The 18,727-nt window shown below is 72.1% G+C and carries 14 protein-coding genes; 8 read left to right on the top strand and 6 right to left on the bottom strand.

All coding sequences use genetic code 11. From position 1 onward, the window contains the following. The first annotated feature begins 352 nt into the window (after positions 1–352). Positions 353–3,028: an alpha-glucan family phosphorylase gene (glgP, locus tag BGP73_RS15470; protein ID WP_069815166.1), complete on the top strand. Its 2,676-nt coding sequence runs from the start codon at positions 353–355 to the stop codon at positions 3,026–3,028. A gap of 137 nt (positions 3,029–3,165) precedes the next feature. Here glgP and BGP73_RS15465 read toward each other — a convergent pair whose 3' ends face one another. The 3 genes from BGP73_RS15465 to BGP73_RS15455 form a co-directional block, all read right to left on the bottom strand. Next, entirely contained in the window at positions 3,166–4,782 is a 1,617-nt protein-coding gene (locus tag BGP73_RS15465) for a M4 family metallopeptidase (RefSeq protein WP_069815164.1), read from the bottom strand. Positions 4,783–5,197: 415 nt separating this feature from the next. After that, positions 5,198–7,099, bottom strand: coding sequence for an ABC transporter ATP-binding protein (locus tag BGP73_RS15460; protein ID WP_069815162.1), 1,902 nt, complete (start codon positions 7,097–7,099; stop codon positions 5,198–5,200). Next, positions 7,096–8,964 (bottom strand): ABC transporter ATP-binding protein, encoded by a 1,869-nt coding sequence (locus tag BGP73_RS15455; RefSeq protein WP_069815160.1) that lies wholly within the window; start codon positions 8,962–8,964, stop codon positions 7,096–7,098. The genes BGP73_RS15460 and BGP73_RS15455 overlap by 4 nt, the downstream gene beginning before the upstream one ends. 137 nt (positions 8,965–9,101) lie before the next feature. Here BGP73_RS15455 and BGP73_RS15450 point away from each other — a divergent pair, with 137 nt between their 5' ends. Next, positions 9,102–9,869, top strand: coding sequence for an enoyl-CoA hydratase/isomerase family protein (locus BGP73_RS15450; protein WP_069815158.1), 768 nt, complete (start codon positions 9,102–9,104; stop codon positions 9,867–9,869). A gap of 164 nt (positions 9,870–10,033) precedes the next feature. After that, positions 10,034–10,537: an ATP-binding protein gene (locus BGP73_RS15445; protein WP_069815156.1), complete on the top strand. Its 504-nt coding sequence runs from the start codon at positions 10,034–10,036 to the stop codon at positions 10,535–10,537. 19 nt (positions 10,538–10,556) lie between these two features. Here BGP73_RS15445 and BGP73_RS15440 read toward each other — a convergent pair whose 3' ends face one another. Then, the gene (locus tag BGP73_RS15440; protein WP_069815154.1) at positions 10,557–11,111 is read right to left on the bottom strand and encodes a GH25 family lysozyme; all 555 of its coding nucleotides are present in this window, start codon (positions 11,109–11,111) and stop codon (positions 10,557–10,559) included. Positions 11,112–11,325: 214 nt separating this feature from the next. Further along, positions 11,326–12,036 carry a FadR/GntR family transcriptional regulator gene (locus tag BGP73_RS15435; protein WP_069815152.1) on the bottom strand — a complete coding sequence of 237 codons (711 nt, stop codon included), beginning with the start codon at positions 12,034–12,036 and terminating at the stop codon, positions 11,326–11,328. Between the two features lie 238 nt (positions 12,037–12,274). On the opposite strand from BGP73_RS15435, the gene BGP73_RS15430 reads away from it, so the two are divergent. From BGP73_RS15430 to BGP73_RS15420, 3 genes are all read left to right on the top strand, one after another. Further along, entirely contained in the window at positions 12,275–13,540 is a 1,266-nt protein-coding gene (locus BGP73_RS15430; RefSeq protein WP_069815150.1) for an SLC13 family permease, read from the top strand. A gap of 108 nt (positions 13,541–13,648) precedes the next feature. After that, positions 13,649–15,097, top strand: a complete 1,449-nt coding sequence (locus BGP73_RS15425; RefSeq protein ID WP_069815148.1) for an acyl-CoA synthetase — start codon at positions 13,649–13,651, stop codon at positions 15,095–15,097. A gap of 37 nt (positions 15,098–15,134) precedes the next feature. Then, entirely contained in the window at positions 15,135–16,508 is a 1,374-nt protein-coding gene (locus tag BGP73_RS15420) for a carboxyl transferase domain-containing protein (protein WP_069815146.1), read from the top strand. Between the two features lie 193 nt (positions 16,509–16,701). Here the strand turns inward: BGP73_RS15420 and BGP73_RS15415 are convergent, their stop codons facing one another. Beyond that, positions 16,702–17,124, bottom strand: coding sequence for a TOBE domain-containing protein (locus BGP73_RS15415; RefSeq protein ID WP_069815144.1), 423 nt, complete (start codon positions 17,122–17,124; stop codon positions 16,702–16,704). Positions 17,125–17,305: 181 nt separating this feature from the next. Here BGP73_RS15415 and BGP73_RS15410 point away from each other — a divergent pair, with 181 nt between their 5' ends. Next, positions 17,306–17,716 (top strand): TOBE domain-containing protein, encoded by a 411-nt coding sequence (locus BGP73_RS15410; RefSeq protein ID WP_069815411.1) that lies wholly within the window; start codon positions 17,306–17,308, stop codon positions 17,714–17,716. A gap of 97 nt (positions 17,717–17,813) precedes the next feature. Further along, entirely contained in the window at positions 17,814–18,623 is an 810-nt protein-coding gene (gene modA / locus BGP73_RS15405; RefSeq protein WP_069815142.1) for a molybdate ABC transporter substrate-binding protein, read from the top strand. The last annotated feature ends 104 nt before the right edge of the window (positions 18,624–18,727 follow it).

Raw genomic sequence — 18,727 nt, 5'->3', positions numbered from 1 at the left:
GATCCGCTCGCCATCGCGCGCCCAGTCGTCGCGGCACCGGCTTGCGCACTTTCTATCCGTTCGACCGGTGGCCGGCCGCCTGCCGGACCGCGGCCGGGGCCCGTGTCACCCACCGTCACTCCGGTGGCGGACCGGGGCGCCTGACCGTCCGGCGGGGTACGCGGGAGTCTGCCCCCTGCCGCCCGGGGCGCATTCAGGCGCATATAGCTGTATCGATGTGTAAGGGCGAAAAATCGGATCGGGGGCACGCCGGGGGCCGGGGCCGCAGGTGAGTGCCGCCGTTCGGGCAGATCCCCCAGGAATCGGGGTGTAGCTGGAGAAAAGCCGATTCCTCCCCGGATACCTTCCTGGGGTGAAGGCCATCCGTCGTCTCCGTGTGCGCCCCGTCCTTCCCGAACCCCTCAGCGGGCTCGGCGAGCTCGCTCACAACCTCCGCTGGTCCTGGCACCCCGAAACCCGCGAGCTGTTCCGGGCCCTCGACCCCGAGGGCTGGCGGGTCTGCGGAGAGGACCCGGTGCGGCTGCTCGGCGCCGTGCCGGCCGCCCGGCTCACCAGCCTCGCGACCGACCCGGCCTTCCTGCGCCGCCTCGCCTCGGCAACCGCGGATCTCGCGCACTACCTCGAAGGTCCCCGGTGGTACCAGCGGGCGAGCCGCACCGGCGAACTCCCCGCCGCCATCGCCTACTTCTCTCCCGAGTTCGGCATCACCGCGGCGCTTCCGCAGTACTCCGGAGGCCTCGGCATCCTCGCCGGCGACCATCTGAAGGCCGCCAGCGACCTGGGGCTCCCCCTCATCGGTGTGGGCCTGCTCTACCGGCGCGGCTACTTCGGCCAGTCCCTCTCCCGGGACGGCTGGCAGCAGGAGCACTATCCCCTGCTCGACCCCGACGAACTGCCGTTGACGCCGCTCAGGGAGGCTGACGGCAGCCCGGTGCGGGTGGTCCTGGCGCTGCCCGGTGGCGGCTCGCTCCGGGCGGCCGTCTGGCAGGCGCGGGTCGGGCGGGTGCCGCTGCTCCTGCTCGACTCCGGTGTGGAGGAGAACGATGCCGCCGGACGGGACGTCACCGACCGGCTCTACGGGGGCGGCAGCGAACACCGGTTCCTCCAGGAGATGCTGCTCGGCATCGGGGGCGTCCGCGCGGTGCGCGCCTACTGCCGGGTCACCGGCCACCCGGCCCCCGAGGTCTTCCACACCAACGAGGGGCATGCCGGGTTCCTCGGACTGGAGCGGATCGGGGAGCTGCGGCGGCCGGAGGCCGGCGGCCTCGGTTTCCGAGCCGCTCTGGAGACCGTCCGCGCGGGCACCGTCTTCACCACCCACACCCCCGTCCCCGCGGGGATCGACCGCTTCGAGCGGACGCTCGTCGAGCGGTACCTCGGTGCGGACGGCGAGCTTCCGGGGGTTGACGTCGAAGACATCCTGGCGCTGGGGCTGGAGAGCCACCCGGGTGGCGAGCCCGAGCTGTTCAACATGGCCGTGATGGGACTGCGGCTGGCGCAGCGGGCCAACGGGGTCTCCACCCTGCACGGCAGGGTCAGCCGGGAGATGTTCGCCGGGCTGTGGCCCGGTTTCGACGCCCAGGAGGTCCCGATCACCTCGGTCACCAACGGGGTTCACGCCCCCACCTGGGTCGCCCCCGAGGTGGAGCGGCTCCGCGCCGGCCGGCCGGCCGCCCGTCCCCAGAGCCTCGGGGCCGGAGACGCAGAAGGATGGGCGGCCCTCGCGGACCTCCCGGACGGTGAGGTGTGGCGGCTGCGGAACACCCTGCGGAGCCGGCTCGTCGGCGAGGTGCGGGAGCGGCTGAGGGCCTCCTGGCGGCAGCGCGGGGCGGATACGGCCGAACTCGGCTGGATCGACGGGGCGCTCGACCCGGACGTCCTCACCGTCGGCTTCGCCCGCCGGGTGCCGTCCTACAAGCGGCTCACCCTGATGCTCCGCGATCCCGACCGGTTGCGGAAGCTGCTGCTCCACCCGGAGCGGCCGATCCAGATCGTCGTCGCCGGGAAGGCCCATCCGGCGGACGACGGCGGCAAGCGGCTCATCCAGGAGCTGGTGCGGTTCGCCGACGACGCGCGGGTCCGCCACCGGCTGGTCTTCCTGCCGGACTACGGCATGGCCATGGCGCAGAAGCTCTACCCGGGGTGCGATGTCTGGCTGAACAACCCACTGCGCCCCCTGGAGGCCTGCGGCACCTCGGGCATGAAGGCGGCGCTCAACGGCTGCCTCAACCTCTCGGTGCTGGACGGCTGGTGGGACGAGTGCTATGAACCGGACTTCGGCTGGGCCATCCCCACCGCCGACGCCGCCGACGGGGACGATGAGCGCCGCGACGAGTTGGAGGCCCACGCCCTGTACGAACTGCTGGAGCGGCGGGTCGCGCCCGGCTTCTACGACCGGGACGAGCAGGGGCTGCCCAACGGCTGGATCGAGATGGTCCGGCGGACGCTGGCCGGCCTCGGCCCGAGGCTGCTGGCCGACCGGATGGTGCGGGAGTACGTCGAGCGGTTGTACACCCCTGCCGCGCACGCCCGTCGGGCGCTGGACACCGGCGGCGCGGAGGACCTGGCGCGGTGGAAGGCGCGGGTGCGGGAGTGCTGGCCGGCGGTCGCGGTGGACCATGTGGAGGCGGTCTCGACCGCCGGCCCGGGCGGTCGCGGCGTGGCAGGCGGCGCGGACGGGCAGGAGGTGCGCCCGGCCGAGTTGGGCGCCACGCTGTCGCTCCGGGTCAAGGCGGTGCTCGGCGGGCTCAGCCCGGAGGACGTCGAGGTGCAGGCGGTGGCCGGCCGGGTCGATGCGGCGGACCGGATCACGGAAGCGGTCACGGTTCCGCTGAAGCCGGCCGCCGGCGCCGATCTGTCCGGCCGTTGGCTCTACGAGGGTCCGCTGACGCTGGACCGGACCGGTCCGTTCGGGTACACCGTCCGGATCCTGCCCGCGCACCGGCTGCTGGCGAGCAGCGCGGAACTCGGCCTGGTGGCGGTGCCGGCGGAGGGTGCGGACGCGGTGGGCGGGCCGCCGTCGGGCTGACCACCGGGGCCGAGCGGCCGGAACGTGGATGAGCGGCGCCTGGGAGAGGTTTCGAGCCTTCTCCCGGGCGCCGCTCCGCTGGGGGGCGGCCGGCCCGCTCCGCTACGGCGCACGCACCGGCCGTCGGGGGGTGGACGTCAGCCGACGCTCACCGCGGCCCAGGCCTTGTCGACCGCCTGGTACTCGGCGCTGTCCGCCCCGTAGAGGTCGCTCGCGGCGTCCAGGGTGGCCTCACGCGCGGCGGCGTAGTCGGTGCTGGAGGTCATGTACACCGTCAGGGCCTTGAACCAGATCTGCTCGGCCTTCTCCAGCCCGATGCCCTCGACGGTGGAGCCGTCGGCCGTCGGGCTGTCGTACTGGACGCCGTTGATCTCCTTCGCGCCGCTGCCCTCGGCCAGCAGGTAGAAGAAGTGGTTGGCGACGCCTGAGGAGTAGTGGACGTCGACGTTGCCGATGCCGGAGTACCAGTAGTCCTTGGAGACGCCGTCCTTGCTGGGCTCGTCCATGTACCGGAGCGGCTCGCCGTTGCCGTAGATGTCGACCATCTCGCCGATGAGGTAGTCACCGACGTCCTCGGAGTTGTCGGCGTAGAACTCCACGGCGGTGCCGAAGATGTCCGAGGTGGCCTCGTTGAGCCCGCCGGACTCCCCGCTGTAGATGAGGCCGGCGGTGTGCGAGGTGACACCGTGGGACATCTCGTGGCCGGCGACGTCGACGGAGGTGAGCGGGTTGGCGTTGTTCTCCCCGTCACCGTAGGTCATGCAGAAGCAGCTGTCGCTCCAGAAGGCGTTGACGTAGTTGTTGCCGTAGTGGACGCGGGACTCGGCGCCCTCCCCGTCACCCTTGATGCCGTCGCGGCCGTGCACGTTCTTGTAGTAGTCCCAGGTCAGCGCCGCACCGTAGTGGGCGTCGACCCCGGCGGTCTGCGGGTCGTCGGTGCTGCCGTCGCCCCACTCGTCGTCGTCGTCGGTGAAGACCGTGCCCGCGCCGGAGCCGTTGTTCAGGTCCTTGGTGACATGGCCACCGCGCTCGTCGTCGGTGAGGGTGTACGCGCCGGCGGAGCCGGCGGTGCCCAACTCGACCTGGCCCGAGTAGCGGCTGTGACCGATGCCGTTGTGGATGCCCTGGTACTCGAAGAGCTTCTTACCGGTGCGGGCATCGGTGATGACGTGCAGTTCGTTCGGTGTGCCGTCCTCCTGGAGACCGCCGGTGACGGTCTCCCAGGCGAGGACCGGCTTGCCGCTGGCGGCCCAGATCACCTTCCGCGGCTCGGCGCCCTCGGCGGCCTCCTTGCCTTCGGCCGCCTCGGCGGCCTTGACCGCCGCCTTCTCGGCCGCGGCCGCGGAGACGACGGGTTTCGTGGTGGCCACCTTGATCTTCGCCTCGGTCGCCCGGGTGACGTCCTTGGTCGTGCCGTTCTTGGCCTGGTGGACGACGAGGTCGCCGCCGAGCACCGGCAGACCGTCGTAGGTGCGCTCGTAGCGGGTGTGGACCGTGCCGTCGGCGTCCTTGATGACGTCGCGGGCGATCAGCTTCTCCTTGGCGCCGAGACCCAGGGTCTGCGCCGTCTGCGCCTGCGCGGTGTTGGCGTCGCGAAGCAGTTCCGCGCGCTGGGAGGCCGAGAGGGCGACCGCCTGGGCGCCCGCTCTCGCGGTGGTCGGGGCGGGGGTCGCGCCGGCCGAGCCGGCTGCGGCGGTGGTGGCCAGAAGAGCGCCGGCGGCCAGGACCGCGGCCGTGCCGGCCGCCTTGGACATGCGTGCTGAACTCACGCGAACTCCTACATGGTGGGGGGTCTTGGAGAAGCTCTCAGGAGATGCGGTGGGGGGTGTGCACTTGTGCGAGGAGAATATTTCCTGCCTACGCGTACATGCCAGAACCGGTAGAGAAGTTGACCAAAACGTGTCCGTTAAGCACCAAGAGGGCTCCGCCATACGGACGTTCGACGTGATATCCGGCTAAGCGCCGTCCCATGCCCCCCTGACCGGCGCACAGCGCCAGCCGCGGGCTCCCCCAGCCACCGCTGGGGGAGCCCCGTCATCTGACGCCGTGCACCTATCCACCAGAGGCCTCGGGACAACACTCAGGGCGGCCTCCATCTCCGACAAGCTGCGGACTCGCACCGCCCGCGGCGGGCCGGGAGCCCGCCCGTCATCGTGTGTGTGGAAGCCGTCAGACCAGGCTCTCCCGCCAGGCCCGGTGGAGGTCGGCGAACCGGCCGCCGTCGCCGATCAGCCGACTCGGCGCGCCGTCCTCGACGATCCGTCCGCCAGCCATCACCAGCACCCGGTCGGCGATCTCCACGGTGGACAACCGGTGGGCGACGACCACCGCGGTACGGCCGTTCAGGAGTGTCAGCATCGCCTGCTGCACCGCGCGTTCACCCGGCACGTCGAGTGAGGAGGTCGCCTCGTCGAGGATCAGCACCGCCGGGTCGGCCAGCAGGGCCCGGGCGAAGGCGATCAGTTGCCGCTGCCCCGCCGAAATCCGGCCACCGCGCTTCCGGACATCGGTGTCGTAGCCGTCCGGCAGCGCGCTGATGAAGTCATGCGCCCCGATGGCCTTCGCGGCCCGCTCGATGTCCGCCCGATCGGCGTCCGGACGGCCGATGGCGATGTTCTCGGCCACCGTGCCCGAGAAGAGGAACGCCTCCTGCGTCACCATCACCACCGCCCGCCGCAACTCGGCGCCCCGCAACTCGCGCAGGTCCACACCGTCCAGTAGGACCTGGCCCTCGGTCGGGTCGTAGAAGCGGGCGAGCAGCTTCACCAGAGTCGACTTGCCCGCGCCGGTGGAGCCGACCACGGCCACGGTATGCCCGGCGGTCAGCGTGAGATCGAAACGGGGCAGCACCTCTCCTCCGGTCCGGTAGGCGAACCGCACCGCGTCGAAGACCACCTCCCGGCCCGGCCGGTCGGCGTCCCGCTCCGGCAGCGCCCGCGGCTGCTCGGGCTCCGGGACGGAGGGCCGCTGCGCCAGTAGTCCGGCGATCTTCTCCAGTGAGGCGGAGGCGGACTGGTAGGAGTTGAGGAACATCCCGAGCCGGTCGATCGGGTCGTAGAGCCGGCGCAGGTAGAGCACCGCGGCGGCCAGCACCCCCAGCTCCAGACCGCCGTCGGCGACCCGGTAGGCCCCCCAGAGCACGATCGCGGCCAGCGCGCAGTTGGCGACGAACCGGGAGGAGACCACGTAGCGGGCCATCTCCAGGATGGCGTCGCCGTTGGCCCGCTCGTGCCGGCGGTTGCGCTCGGCGAAGTCCTCGTCGTTGGCGTGCTCCCGGCGGAAGGCCTGCACCGGCCGGATGCCGTTCATCGTCTCGGCGAACTTCGTGATGACGGCGGCGATCGCCGTGGACCGGCCCCGGTAGACGACCATCGAGCGGCGTTGGAAGGACCGGATGAGGAGGAAGAGCGGGTAGAAGGAGAGCAGTGCGCAGGCGCCGATGCCCCAGTCGAGGTGGAGCAGGAGCACACAGATGTAGACCACCGAGAGGACCACCCGGAGGAGTTCCTCCAGCCCCTCGTTGAGCAGCTCGCGCAGTGATTCCACGTCGGTGGTGGCCCGGGAGATCAGTCGCCCCGAGGTGTACCGCTCGTGGAAGTCGATGCTCAGCGCCTGGGCGTGCCGGAAGATCCGACCGCGCAGGTCGAGCAGGACGTCCTGGCTGATCCGCGCCGAGGCGCGGACGAAGGCGTACTGCAGTCCGCCGGCCGCCACCGAGCAGAGCAGATAGCCGGCGGCCACGGCGACCAGCGGCCCGTAGTCCTCCGCGCCGAGGGCGGGCACCGCGCTGTCGATCGCGTAGGCGACCAGCAGCGGACCGGCCTGGACTGCGGCCTGCTGGAGCAGCAGGAAGAGGGCGGCCACCGGGACCCGCCGGCCGCTGGGGCGCAGCAGCGACAGCAGCAACGAGCGGGAGGCCCCCTTGGGCGTGGGCAGGACGTCGCGGTCGAACGGGTCGTCGGCTGCCGGCGCCGGTGCCTCTGCCGGACCCGGCGCTGAGAGGGCCGGCCGCGCGCTGGTCCCCGACTGCTCGTCCTCCCCGGCGGTCTGACCCGAAGCGGTGGTGGTCACAGCGGAGAGCCTCCCCGGGATGCGGTGTCGCTGGTCTCCGGAGGGGCGGAGGCTTCGGCCTCGGCGGATTCTCCGGACATCAGAACGCGGTACTCGGAGCTGCCGTGCAGCAGTTCGTGGTGGGTGCCGACGGCGGTGACGCGGCCCCCGGAGAGCAGCGCCACCCGGTCGGCGAGCAGGACGGTGGAAGGCCGGTGGGCGACGACCAGAGCGGTGGTGCTCGCCAGGACCCGGCGCAGGGCCGCCTCCACCAGGGCCTCGGTGTGCACGTCGAGTGCCGAGAGCGGGTCGTCGAGCACCAGGAACCGGGGGCGGCCGACCACCGCCCGGGCCAGCGCGAGCCGTTGCCGTTGGCCACCGGAGAGGCTCAACCCCTGCTCGCCGACCTGAGTGTGCGGACCCTGCGGCAGGTCGTGGACGAAGTCGGCCTGAGCGATCCGGAGCGCCCGGAGGACGTCTTCCTCCGACATCCCGGTGGCGCCCATGGCCACGTTCTCAGCGACCGTGGCGGAGAACAGGGTCGGTTCCTCGAAGGCGACGGCCAGCAGGGTACGGAGCTCGGATCGGGACATTCCGGCGGTGTCCTCGCCGTCCAGGGTGATCCGGCCGGAGGTCGCCTCGTAGAGCCGGGGGACCAGCGCGGTGAGCGTGGTTTTGCCGCTGCCGGTAGCCCCCACCAGGGCCATCGTCTCGCCTGACCGGATGTGCAGGTCCACGCCGTGCAGGGTGGGCGGTGCGTCCGGTGGTGCGTCGGGGTAGCGGAAGCCGACGTTCTCGAAACGCAGCCCGGCCTCGGCATCGGCGGCCCTCGACGCCGGGGCGGGACGGCCGGAGCTCCGTGGCGCCGGCCTGTCGACGGCCACCTTCTCGTCCATCACCTCGAAGAAGCGGTCGGCCGCGGTCGCCGCCTCGTTGCTCATCGCGATCAGGAAGCCGATCGACTCCACGGGCCACCGCAGGGCGAGTGCGGTGGCCAGGAACGCGACCAGGGTGCCCGCCGACAGCCCCCCGTCCGCCACCTGGAGCGTGCCCAGCACCAGCGCCGTGCCCAGCGCGAGTTCGGGGAGGGTCATGATCAGCGCCCAGATCATGGCCAGCAGCCGGGCCTTGTGCAGTTCGGTGCCGCGCAGCCGCTCGGAGAGCGTGGCGAAGGCGCGGGCCTGGCTGCGGTGGCGTCCGAAACCCTTGATGATCCGGATGCCGAGGACACCCTCCTCGATGACCGTGGTCAGATCGCCGATCTGGTCCTGAGCCGCCCGGGCCGCCAGCGAGTAGCGGGACTCGAACATCGAACAGAGGACGATCAGCGGTAGCACCGGGGCGAGGAGCACCAGCCCCAGGTTCCACGCCTGGTTCAGCAGGATGCCGCAGCCGACCAGGATCGTCGTGCCGTTGACCAGCAGGAAGGTCAGGGGGAACGCCAAAAAGAGCCGGAGGAGTTGGAGGTCGGTGGTGGCCCGGGAGAGCAACTGCCCGGAGGGCCAGCGGTCGTGGAAGGAGACGGGCAGCCGCTGCAGGTGCCGGTAGAGGTCCGCGCGCAGCGCGGCCTCCACACCGGCCAGCGGGCGGGCCACCAACCACCGCCGCAGGCCGAACAGCCCCGCCTCCAGCACACCGAGGAGCAGCAGTAGCCCGCCGCCGAGCCAGACGCCCCCCGGGTCGCCGTCGGCGATGGGACCGTCCACCATCCACTTGAGCACCAGCGGGATGACCAGCCCCATACAGGAGGCGACGACGGCGACGAACGCCGCGGTGAAGAAGCGCGGCCGGACCGGCCGGACGTAAGGCCACAGCCGCAGGAGGGAACGGACCGGTGACCGTCGGGCGGTGCTGGGTGGGGACTCTTCGAGAGCGGGGGCAGTCATCGGTGCCGAGCCTACGGTTCGGCACTGACAGTGCCCACCGGATTTCCCGCCGCACCGCGCCTTCACCCAGCCGGGGGTACCGAGGTGTGGCGCAGCACACCGGGCCCAGAGCGGTGAACGACGGCTAACCTGCGGGCATGACTGTGAATCTCGAGGTCCGTGACGGTGTCGGCACCATCCGCCTGGACCGGCCGCCGATGAACGCGCTGGACGTCGCCACCCAGGACCGGCTGCGCGAGATCGCCGCCGAGGTGAGCCACCGGGACGACGTGCGCGCGGTGGTCATCTGGGGCGGCGAGAAGGTCTTCGCGGCCGGTGCCGACATCAAGGAGATGCGGGACATGGGCCATACCGACATGATCACCCGCTCCAAGGCCCTGCAGGACTCCTTCACCGCGGTCGCCCGCATCCCGAAGCCGGTGGTGGCCGCGGTGACCGGGTACGCGCTCGGCGGGGGCTGCGAGTTGGCGCTCTGCGCCGACATCCGGATCGCCGCCGACAACGCCAAGCTCGGCCAGCCCGAGATCCTGCTCGGACTGATCCCCGGGGCCGGCGGCACCCAGCGGCTCGCCCGGCTGGTCGGGCCGGCCAGGGCCAAGGACCTGATCTTCACGGGGCGTCAGGTCAAGGCGGACGAGGCGCTCGCCATCGGCCTGGTGGACCGGGTGGTGCCCGCCGACGAGGTCTACTCGGCGGCGTGCGCCTGGGCCGGTCGGCTCGCCAAGGGGCCCTCGGTCGCGCTGCGGGCCGCGAAGGAGTCGGTGGACGTCGGTCTGGAGACCGACATCGAGACCGGACTGGCCGTCGAACGGAACTGGTTCGCCGGCCTCTTCGCGACCGAGGACCGGGAGATCGGTATGCGCAGCTTCGTCGAGGACGGCCCCGGCAAGGCGGAGTTCCGCTGAGGGGCCCCGCACCGAAGGGACGATCCGCGGGGCCGTTCGCGGCGCCGCGGGTAATCGTTGGGCACTGCCCGGAGAGGCGGCGGGGCGCCGCTCCCGGGCGGGGGCCCGCTCGGTAATCTCGCGGTTTCGGCCCGTGACGGAGAGCGGGCGGCCAAGATGGGGGCATGGCGGGCCTGGACGGTACGGAAGACCCCCGGAGGCGGACGGGTGGCGCCGGGGCGCGCCGCCCGGCGTCACCCGGTGAGCAGCAACCGCGCGATGTGATCGAGCGTTTCGGGAACCCCGCCGCCGGCGAGGTGTGCCTGCCCTCCCACCCGGAGTCCGCCGCCGCGGCGCGCCGGTTGGCGCACTCGGTGGTGGTGCTTCAGTGGGGCCTGGGGCCGGTGCTCGCCGAGCAGACCGTGCTGCTCGTCTCGGAGTTGGTCGGCAACGCCGTGCGGCACACCGGGGCGCGCGGTTTCGGCCTGCGGATGTCGCGTCGGCGGACCCGGATCCGGGTGGAGGTGCGCGACCCCTCCAGGGCGCTGCCCTGTCTGATGCCGGTGCGCGAACTCGACACCAGCGGCCGGGGCCTCTTCCTGGTCAACGAGATCTCCGACCGGTGGGGGGTCGACCTACTGCCGCGGGGCAAGACCACCTGGTTCGAGATGCGGACAACCGAGGGCTGACGGCCGGGCCGGCGGAGCGTCAGGAACCTTTCGCCCAGGAGCGCAGCGCGCTCTTGCCGTCGAACTTGCCCACGTTCTTGTCGAGCGGGTTGGTCGCGTACTGGTGGAACCGCCAGGCCGCCTTGATACGCGGCTTCCCCGCGGTGACCGGGTCGGCTATCCAGAGCCCGTCCCCCGCGTAGGAGGTCGTGTCGTGGTTCAGCCAGAAGTCCCGGTTGCAGTAGAGCAGCACCCGGTGCCCCGGGCGGAGCTTCTTCACCTCGCGGATGAACTGGTCCTTCTGGGCGTTGCTCGCGTACGTGCCGGAGCTGTTCCGCTCCCAGTCGACGGCGAGCAGATCGCCTTTGGCGGAGTCGCACTTGTCGATGAAGTAGCGCGCCTGGGCGGCGATGTCGCCGGGCCAGAGGAAGTGGTAGAAACCCACCACGCACTCGGCCGAGCGGGCCTTCTTCGCCTGCTTGCCCTGGATCGGGTTGACGTAGGAGCGGCCTTCGGTCGCCTTGATGATGACGAAGTCCACGCCGGACGTGGAGAACGATGACTGGTAGGCACTGACATCGATCCCGTGGATCATATGGGGACTCCTCCCCGGGGGCGCTGCCCGTCTGGCGCGGCCCCCAGAAAACGTTACGAGGATGTTCTTATGGGGCCATTCCCTCCGGCCTGGAAGGCGAAAAGGCGGCAGCCGGCCGAACCGGTTCGGACGGATGTACGTCGCGGGACCCCACGCCCCGAAGCCGCCCGACCGCGCCCCCCGGGCCCCCGAGGGCGCCCCCTGCCCTCCTCGCTCAGCCGGCGTCCTCGTCCGGATGCCACTCCAGCAGCCGGACCTTGGCGACGGTGCGGACATGGCGGCGCATCGCGGCGGCGGCGGCCTTCGGCTGCTGGGCCTCGATGGCGTCGAGGATGCCCTGGTGCTGGGCGAGCGAGCGCTTCGGCCGTCCGGACTGGCGGAGCGACTCATGGCGGCTCTCGGTGATCTGCTCCGAGATGGAGCGCATGAACTCCGCCAGCAGTGAGCTGTGCGCGGCGGCCGTCACGGCCGCGTGGAAGCGCCGGTCGCCCTCCGCGCCGTGACCACCCTCGGCGATCTCCCGCTCCATCAGGGCGAGTGCCTCCCGCAGCCCCCGGAGGTCCCCCTCGGTGCGCCGCTCGGCCGCCAGCTCGGCGAGCTTGGTCTCCAGCGCCTCACGCGCCTCCAGGACGTCCGGCAACCGGCGCCGACGCTCCAGCAGTTGGTGTACCGGCTCGGCCGCGAGGGTGTCCCGGAGGAGGTAGGTGCCGCCGCCGTGCCTGACCTCGACCAGGCCCTGTGCCTCCAGGACGACCACCGCCTGCTTGACGGACGAACGGCTGACGCCGAGCCGTGCGGCGAGCTCCCGTTCGGTGGGCAGCCGGTCGCCGGTGCGCAGCTCTCCCTCGGCCACGTAGGCGCGTAGCCGCTCCAGGACCTGCTCGTACAGGCGCGTCCGGCCCATGGGTCGCAGCGCGTCGGCCATCCCGCCCCCTCGTCGATACCCGGACGACTCACCCGAAGCAGACTAGCACCGGCGCAGTGGCCGACTGGCTGAACCAATTTCTGTCCAATGCATTGACAGTGAAGTCGCCCCGCCCGCAATGTGGTCCGGCCACTCGGCCACTACGCCGCTCACCCCCTTCATCCCCCGGGTGACCGAGGCCTTCCGAAACCAGCCGAGGGCCGGAAAGACGCTGCCGGAATCCAGGAACGGAGCCTCGATGTCTGCTGAGCTGATCTCGATACTTGTGCTGGTGGTGGTGTTCGTCGTCGCCACCACCCGGTCGATCAACATGGGCGCGCTGTCCTTCGCCGCCGCCTTCGGCGTCGGTGGCCTGGTGGCCGGCTTCGACGCCGACGAGATCTTCGCCGGTTTCCCGGGCAGCCTGTTCGTGGTGCTGGTGGGGGTGACCTACCTCTTCGCCATCGCCCGCGCCAACGGCACCACGGACTGGCTGGTGCGGACCGCGCTCCGGCTGGTGCGCGGTCGGGTGGCGCTCATCCCCTGGGTGATGTTCGCGATCAGCGCGCTACTCACCGCGATCGGCGCGGTCAGCCCCGCCGCCGTCGCCATCGTCGCCCCGATCGCCCTCAGTTTCGCCGCCCGGTACGGCATCAGCCCGCTGCTGATGGGCGCCATGGTGGTGCACGGCTCTCAGGGCGGCGGTTTCTCCCCGATCAGCATCTACGGATCGATCGTCAACGGCATCGTGGAGAAGGAGAAGCTTCCCGGCAGCCCGATCGTCCTCTTCCTCGGCAGCCTCGTGGTCAACCTGCTGATCGCCGGCGTCGTCTTCGTCGTCTGCGGCGGACTCAAGCTCTCCGGCAGGGGCGACGGCGACACCGCCGCGACCTCCGTCGAGACCGAGGAGGAGCGGGCCGCCGGCGCGCTCACCGCCGCCCGGGCCGCCACCCTTACCGGACTGGCGGCGCTCGTGCTGGCGGTGCTCGTCTTCGACCTGGACGCCGGGCTCACCGCCATCACCCTGGCCGTGCTGCTGAGCCTGTTCTGGCCGGCGGACAGCAAGAAGGCGGTCAACCAGATCACCTGGCCCACCGTGCTGCTCATCTGCGGGGTGCTCACCTACGTCGGAGTGCTCGAGGAGATGGGCACCATCGAATACGCGGGCAACGCCGTCAGCGACATCGGCATCCCCCTGCTCGGCGCCCTGATGATCTGCTACATCGGGGCCATCGTCTCCGCCTTCGCCTCGTCCGTGGGCATCATGGGGGCACTGATCCCGCTCGCGGTCCCGTTCCTGGCCCAGGGCGAGATCGGTGCGATCGGCATGATCACCGCACTGGCCGTCTCCGCGACCGTGGTGGACGTGAGCCCCTTCTCGACCAACGGGGCGCTGGTGCTGGCCAACGCTCCGGACGTCGACCGGGACAGGTTCTTCCGCCAGCTGATGGCATACGGAGGGATCGTGACGGCCGCGGTACCGGCCGCGGTATGGCTGGTCCTGGTAGTGCCGGGACTCGGCTGACGGCTGACCGGGACCGCCGACGGCGACCCGGTCGCGGTGATCCCCCGACGAGCCCGGTGATCGCCCGACGACAAAGCTCCACCCGGATCCGACGAAGGAGACCCAGCGGTGTCCGCTCTGCTCCCCGCCCTGCACGACCCCTCCCTGGAGGCCAACCGCACCGCGCTGCGCTTCGGCCGGCGTGAGCTGACCTACCGGCAACTGGCCGCGGCTGCCGCGGCTCCGGCCGCCAGGATCGCCGGGGCCGGCCGGGTGGCGGTCTGGGCCACCCCGACGATGGAGACCGCGGTGGGCGTGGTGGCGGCGCTGCTCGCCGGTGTCCCCGCGGTCCCCCTCAACCCCAGGATCGGCGAGCGCGAACTGGCCCACATCCTCTCCGACAGCGCCCCCACCGCGGTGCTCACCGAGCCGGGGGCGGCATTGCCGGCCGCCCTGGAAGCTCTGGAACGGGTGGACGTCGACGTGACGGCCGCCGGGCTGGAGACCCTCCGAGAGGAGGAGCCGGGGGAGGAGGAACCCGCGCTGATCGTCTACACCTCCGGCACCACCGGCCCGCCCAAGGGCGTGGTGCTGCCCCGTCGGGCGCTGGCCAGCACCCTGGACGCGTTGGCCGAGGTCTGGCGCTGGACGGCCGAGGACGTCCTGGTCCACGGGCTGCCGCTGTTCCACGTGCACGGTCTGATCCTCGGGGTGCTCGGTCCGCTGCGGCTCGGCGGCACCCTGCACCACCTGGGCCGGTTCAGCACCGAGGGCGTGGCCGAGGCGCTCTCGGCCGGCGGCACCATGCTGTTCGGCGTGCCCACCATGTACCACCGGATGGCCGAGGAGGCGGGTGACGACCCGGCACTGGCCGCGGCGCTCGGCGGGGCCCGGCTGCTCGTCTCGGGGTCCGCCGCGCTCCCGGTGCGCGACCACGAGCGGCTCTCGGCCTCCACCGGCCGGCGGATCGTCGAGCGTTACGGCATGACCGAGACGCTGATGAACACCAGCGTGCCGATGGACGGCGAGCCCCGACCGGGAACCGTCGGCCTGCCGCTGCCCGGGGTGCGGCTCCGACTGGTCGACGAGCGGGGCGCGGAGGTCGCCGCGGACGGCGAGACCGTCGGCGAGATCCAGGTGTGCGGTCCGAACCTCTTCACCGAGTACCTCAACCGGCCCGACGCCACCGCCGAGGCCTTCGACGGCGAGTGGTTCCGCACCGGGGACATGGCCACCCGCACCCCGGACGGGGCCGTGCGGATCGTCGGCCGCAAGGCCACGGACCTCATCAAGAGCGGCGGGTACAAGATCGGTGCCGGGGAGATCGAGAACGCCCTGCTGGAGCACCCCGGGGTGGCCGAGGCGGCGGTCACCGGCGAGCCCGACCCCGACCTCGGCGAGCGGGTCGTCGCCTGGATCGTCCCGAGAGACGGACGGCAAGCCCCCGACACCCGGGAACTGGTGGACCACGTCGCCGGGCAACTCGCCCCGCACAAGCGCCCCCGCACCGTGCACTTCCTGGACCGGCTGCCCCGCAACGACATGGGCAAGATCATGAAACGGGCGCTCCGTGCCTGACCGGCCTGTACCCGACCACCCCGCGCCTGACCACCGGATGACCGCCCGGGAGGCCATCGCCGCGCTGGTCGACGACTTCACCGAACTCCCCGGAACGGCCGCGCCCGAGCCCGGGGACGGTCCGCTGGAGTGGGCAGGGTACGGCAGGGCCCGGGAGCGGGCCGCCGAACGCACCGGAGAGCGGGAGTCGGTGCTCTGCGGCACCGGCCGAGTGGCCGGCGGGGCCACGGCGGTCCTCATCGCCTTCGAGTTCGGATTCCTGGGCGGCTCGCTCGGCGAGTACGCGGGCGACCGAATCGAGGCGGCGCACACGGCGGCCCGGAAGCTGCGCCTCCCGGTCGTCTCCCTGCCCGCCACCGGCGGCAGCCGGATGCAGGAGGGCATCCGGGCGCTCAGCCAACTCCAGCGGGTCGCCCACCAGTCGGAGCTCACCCGGGCGGCCGGGCTGGCGCAGCTGTCGATCGTGCGCGACCCGACGACGGGCGGCGGTTGGGCCACTCTGGGTGCCGGAGCCGACGTCGTGCTGGCGCTGCCCGGCGCGCAGATCGGCTTCGCCGGCTCAAGGACCAGACCGCCGGAGGCCGACCCCGCGGCCTATCGCGCGGAGGGTCAACTGGCGGCCGGCGCTGTGGACGCGGTGGTCCGGCCGGAGGACCTTCGGGCCACCGTGGCGCGCTGGCTCACCCTGCTCACCGATCCGCTGCCGGGCCGACCGGAGCCGCCCGCGGCGCTGCCGGCGAGCCGGCCGGATGCCGGCCGGGAACCCGCCGCGGCGGGGGAGGGGACGGGTTCCGACAGCGGCTGGGACGTCGTGCGACGGGCCCGCTCGCCCCAGCGGGCGCGAGCGGAGGCGTATCTCGGGGTCCACTTCGAGGTCCGCGCGGAGATCAGCGGCGACCGCTGCGGCGGGCGGGACCCCGGCATGCGCTGCGGGTTCGGCAGTCGTCCCGGCGGCACCGTCGCCTACGTCGCCCAGTGCGGCACGGCCACCGGCCCCGCGGGCTTCCGGACCGCCGCCCGGCTGATCCGGCTGGCCGGCCGGCTCGGCATCCCGGTGCTCACCCTGATCGACACTCCGGGCGCCGCCAACGGAGCCGAGGCCGAACGGACCGGGGTTGGCCCGGCGATCGCCGACTGCTTCGCCGCGGTCGCCGCCGCCCGGACACCCGTCACCAGCCTGCTCATCGGTGAAGGGGGGTCGGGAGGCGCGCTGGCCCTGGCGGCCCCCGGCCACACCTGGGCCACTCCGGACAGCTACTTCTCGGTCATCGGACCGGAGGCAGCGGCAGCCATCCTCAAACGCGGTCCCGAGCAGGTCCCCGCCACCGCCGACCAGCTCCGGCTGCGCCCGGCCGACCTGGTGGAACTCGGCGCCGTACGGGGTGTGGTGCCCCCGGCCGCCGAGCGGTGACCGGACGGTCGGCCCGTTCCGGTCCCTGAACTCGCCGCGGTGTGCGGCGCGGTCGGTGTGCGGGCCGGCCACGTCGCCGCGCGCCGCCTGGCCCCGGGCTGTCCGTCCCCGGCGGGTCAGCTGGCCCCCCGGCGGATCAGCGCACGGTCTCGGAAGCCGGGAGCGCCGTGGCTGTCGTCGCTGGTTGCGGGGACTACGGAACAGCCCTCAGGGCGACCTCGGTCGACTTGACGAGCGCCACCACCGGTGAGCCGGGCACCAGTCGGAGATCGGCCACCGCCTCCTGGGTGATCACTGAGGTCAGCTCCCCCTCCTCGATGGAGAGCTTGACGCAGGCCACCGCCCCGCCGGGGATGACCTCGGTGACCGTGCCGGGGAGGCGGTTGCGGATGCTCAGCCCCTCCACCCGGTCGATCGCGAGGGCGACCTCCGTGGACTTCACCAGCACCGTGACGGCCGCGCCCGCGTCGATCCCCAACTCCTCGACCGCCTCGGCGGTGATCGCGGCCGTGACCTCCTGACCGCCGCGCAGCCGCACCTTGACGGTCGTGAGGGCGGGGCCCGACGTGACGGCGGTGACGGTACCGGGGACCTGGTTGCGGATGCTCAAGCTCATGACGGCCTCGCATGACTGGGGGCGATTACGGCTGTCAGGCGATTATGTCCCTTATGTTCGGTCATTCTCGGGGCCTGGAGGGCGCGACTGCCCTTCCTGGGATGATCGATGGCTCGCATGTGCGGCTCTATCGCCAGGTATGCATTGCATATGCCGCCCATTGAGGCCTAGCGTGTCGCACATGCACTCCTACACGATCGGTCAGGCGGCGCGGCTGCTCGGTGTCAGCCCCGACACGGCGCGCCGCTGGGCAGACGCAGGGAAGGTGGCCACCCACCGGGACGAGAGCGGCCGCCGGCTCATCGACGGCCGTGACCTGGCCGCCTTCTCGATCGAGGTCGGACAGGGCGGAGTCGGACAGGGCGGAGGCGGAGAGGAGGACCCTCCCTACACCTCGGCGCGGAACGCCTTCCCGGGCATCGTGACCGCCGTGAAACTCGGCGACGTGGCCGCCCAGGTGGAGATCCAGGCGGGGCCGCACCGGCTGGTGTCCCTACTGACCCGCGAAGCGGTGGAGGAACTCGGCCTGGAGGTCGGGATGCGGGCCACCGCCCGGGTGAAGTCGACCAACGTGCACATCGACCGGGCCTGACCCCGCCGCAGTCCGCCCCCGTCCCGCGGTAACGGCAGCACCCGGCTGCCGTCCGCACTCCCGCGCGGCAGCAGCTGCCGCCCGTCCAAGGAGTCTCATGTCCACTGGCATACCCGACCGTTCCGGACTCTCCCGCCGGATCCGCGGGACCGCTGCGGCAGCGACCGCGGTACTCCTGCTGCCGCTCGCGGCCTGCGGCGGAGGCGACGGTGAGAAGAAGGACGGGGCGGGCGACCAGCAGCAGGTGGAGCTCACCGTCCTGGCCGCCGCCTCGCTCACGGACGTCTTCCAGGAGGCGGGCAAGGTCTACGAGAAGGAACACCCCGGCACCACGGTGACGTTCTCCTTCGCCGGCTCACAGGAGCTGGCCAGTCAGGTCAAACAGGGCGCACCCGCGGACGCCTTGGCCACCGCCGACACCAAGACCATGGACGACCTCGGCTCCGACACCGGGGCCGCCACCGTGATCGCCAGGAACCGCCTGGTCATCGCCGTCCGGGAAGGCAACCCGAAAGGCACCGAAGAACTCGCCGACCTGGCCGACCAGAAGCTGAAGGTCGTGCTGGCCGCCCCGGAGGTGCCGGTGGGCCGGTACAGCCGGCAGGTCCTCGACGCGGAGAAGATCGCGGTGCGGCCGGTCTCCGAGGAACCCAACGTCCGGGCCGTGCTCAGCAAGGTGGCGCTCGGTGAGGCCGACGCCGGCATCGTCTACAGGACCGACGCGGCCACCGCGGTCGACAAGGTGGACGCCATCGACATCCCCGACACGCAGAACGCCGTCGCCTCCTACCCCGCCGCCACCCTGAAGACCTCGAAGAACCCCGAGGCGGCGGCGGACTTCGTCAAGTGGCTGAGCTCGCCCGCAGCCCAGAAGATCCTGCGGGGGGCGGGCTTCCAGAAGCCGTAGGCGCCCTCCCGTCACCGCTCGGGGGCGGCCCGGCCGAAGCCGTGGGCCGCGGCCCGTCATCCCTGGCGGGCGCCTGAGAGGGGCGATGCGCCACCAGGGGTGAC

The organism is Streptomyces sp. TP-A0874 (assembly GCF_001748085.1).
Taxonomy (GTDB): domain Bacteria; phylum Actinomycetota; class Actinomycetes; order Streptomycetales; family Streptomycetaceae; genus Streptomyces.
The sequence above is the reverse complement of the archived record's forward strand: the minus strand, read 5'-3'. Positions and strand labels throughout refer to the sequence as shown.

Excerpts from the sequence above, each read along its gene's own strand:
- BGP73_RS15465 (WP_069815164.1), bottom strand. The coding sequence starts at position 4,782 with ATGTCCAAGGCGGCCGGCACGGCCGCGGTCCTGGCCGCCGGCGCTCTT.
- BGP73_RS15455 (WP_069815160.1), bottom strand. The coding sequence starts at position 8,964 with ATGACTGCCCCCGCTCTCGAAGAGTCCCCACCCAGCACCGCCCGACGG.
- BGP73_RS15450 (WP_069815158.1), top strand. The coding sequence starts at position 9,102 with ATGACTGTGAATCTCGAGGTCCGTGACGGTGTCGGCACCATCCGCCTG.
- BGP73_RS15445 (WP_069815156.1), top strand. The coding sequence starts at position 10,034 with ATGGCGGGCCTGGACGGTACGGAAGACCCCCGGAGGCGGACGGGTGGC.
- BGP73_RS15440 (WP_069815154.1), bottom strand. The coding sequence starts at position 11,111 with ATGATCCACGGGATCGATGTCAGTGCCTACCAGTCATCGTTCTCCACG.
- BGP73_RS15435 (WP_069815152.1), bottom strand. The coding sequence starts at position 12,036 with ATGGCCGACGCGCTGCGACCCATGGGCCGGACGCGCCTGTACGAGCAG.
- BGP73_RS15430 (WP_069815150.1), top strand. The coding sequence starts at position 12,275 with ATGTCTGCTGAGCTGATCTCGATACTTGTGCTGGTGGTGGTGTTCGTC.
- BGP73_RS15420 (WP_069815146.1), top strand. The coding sequence starts at position 15,135 with ATGACCGCCCGGGAGGCCATCGCCGCGCTGGTCGACGACTTCACCGAA.
- BGP73_RS15415 (WP_069815144.1), bottom strand. The coding sequence starts at position 17,124 with ATGAGCTTGAGCATCCGCAACCAGGTCCCCGGTACCGTCACCGCCGTC.
- BGP73_RS15410 (WP_069815411.1), top strand. The coding sequence starts at position 17,306 with ATGCACTCCTACACGATCGGTCAGGCGGCGCGGCTGCTCGGTGTCAGC.
- modA (WP_069815142.1), top strand. The coding sequence starts at position 17,814 with ATGTCCACTGGCATACCCGACCGTTCCGGACTCTCCCGCCGGATCCGC.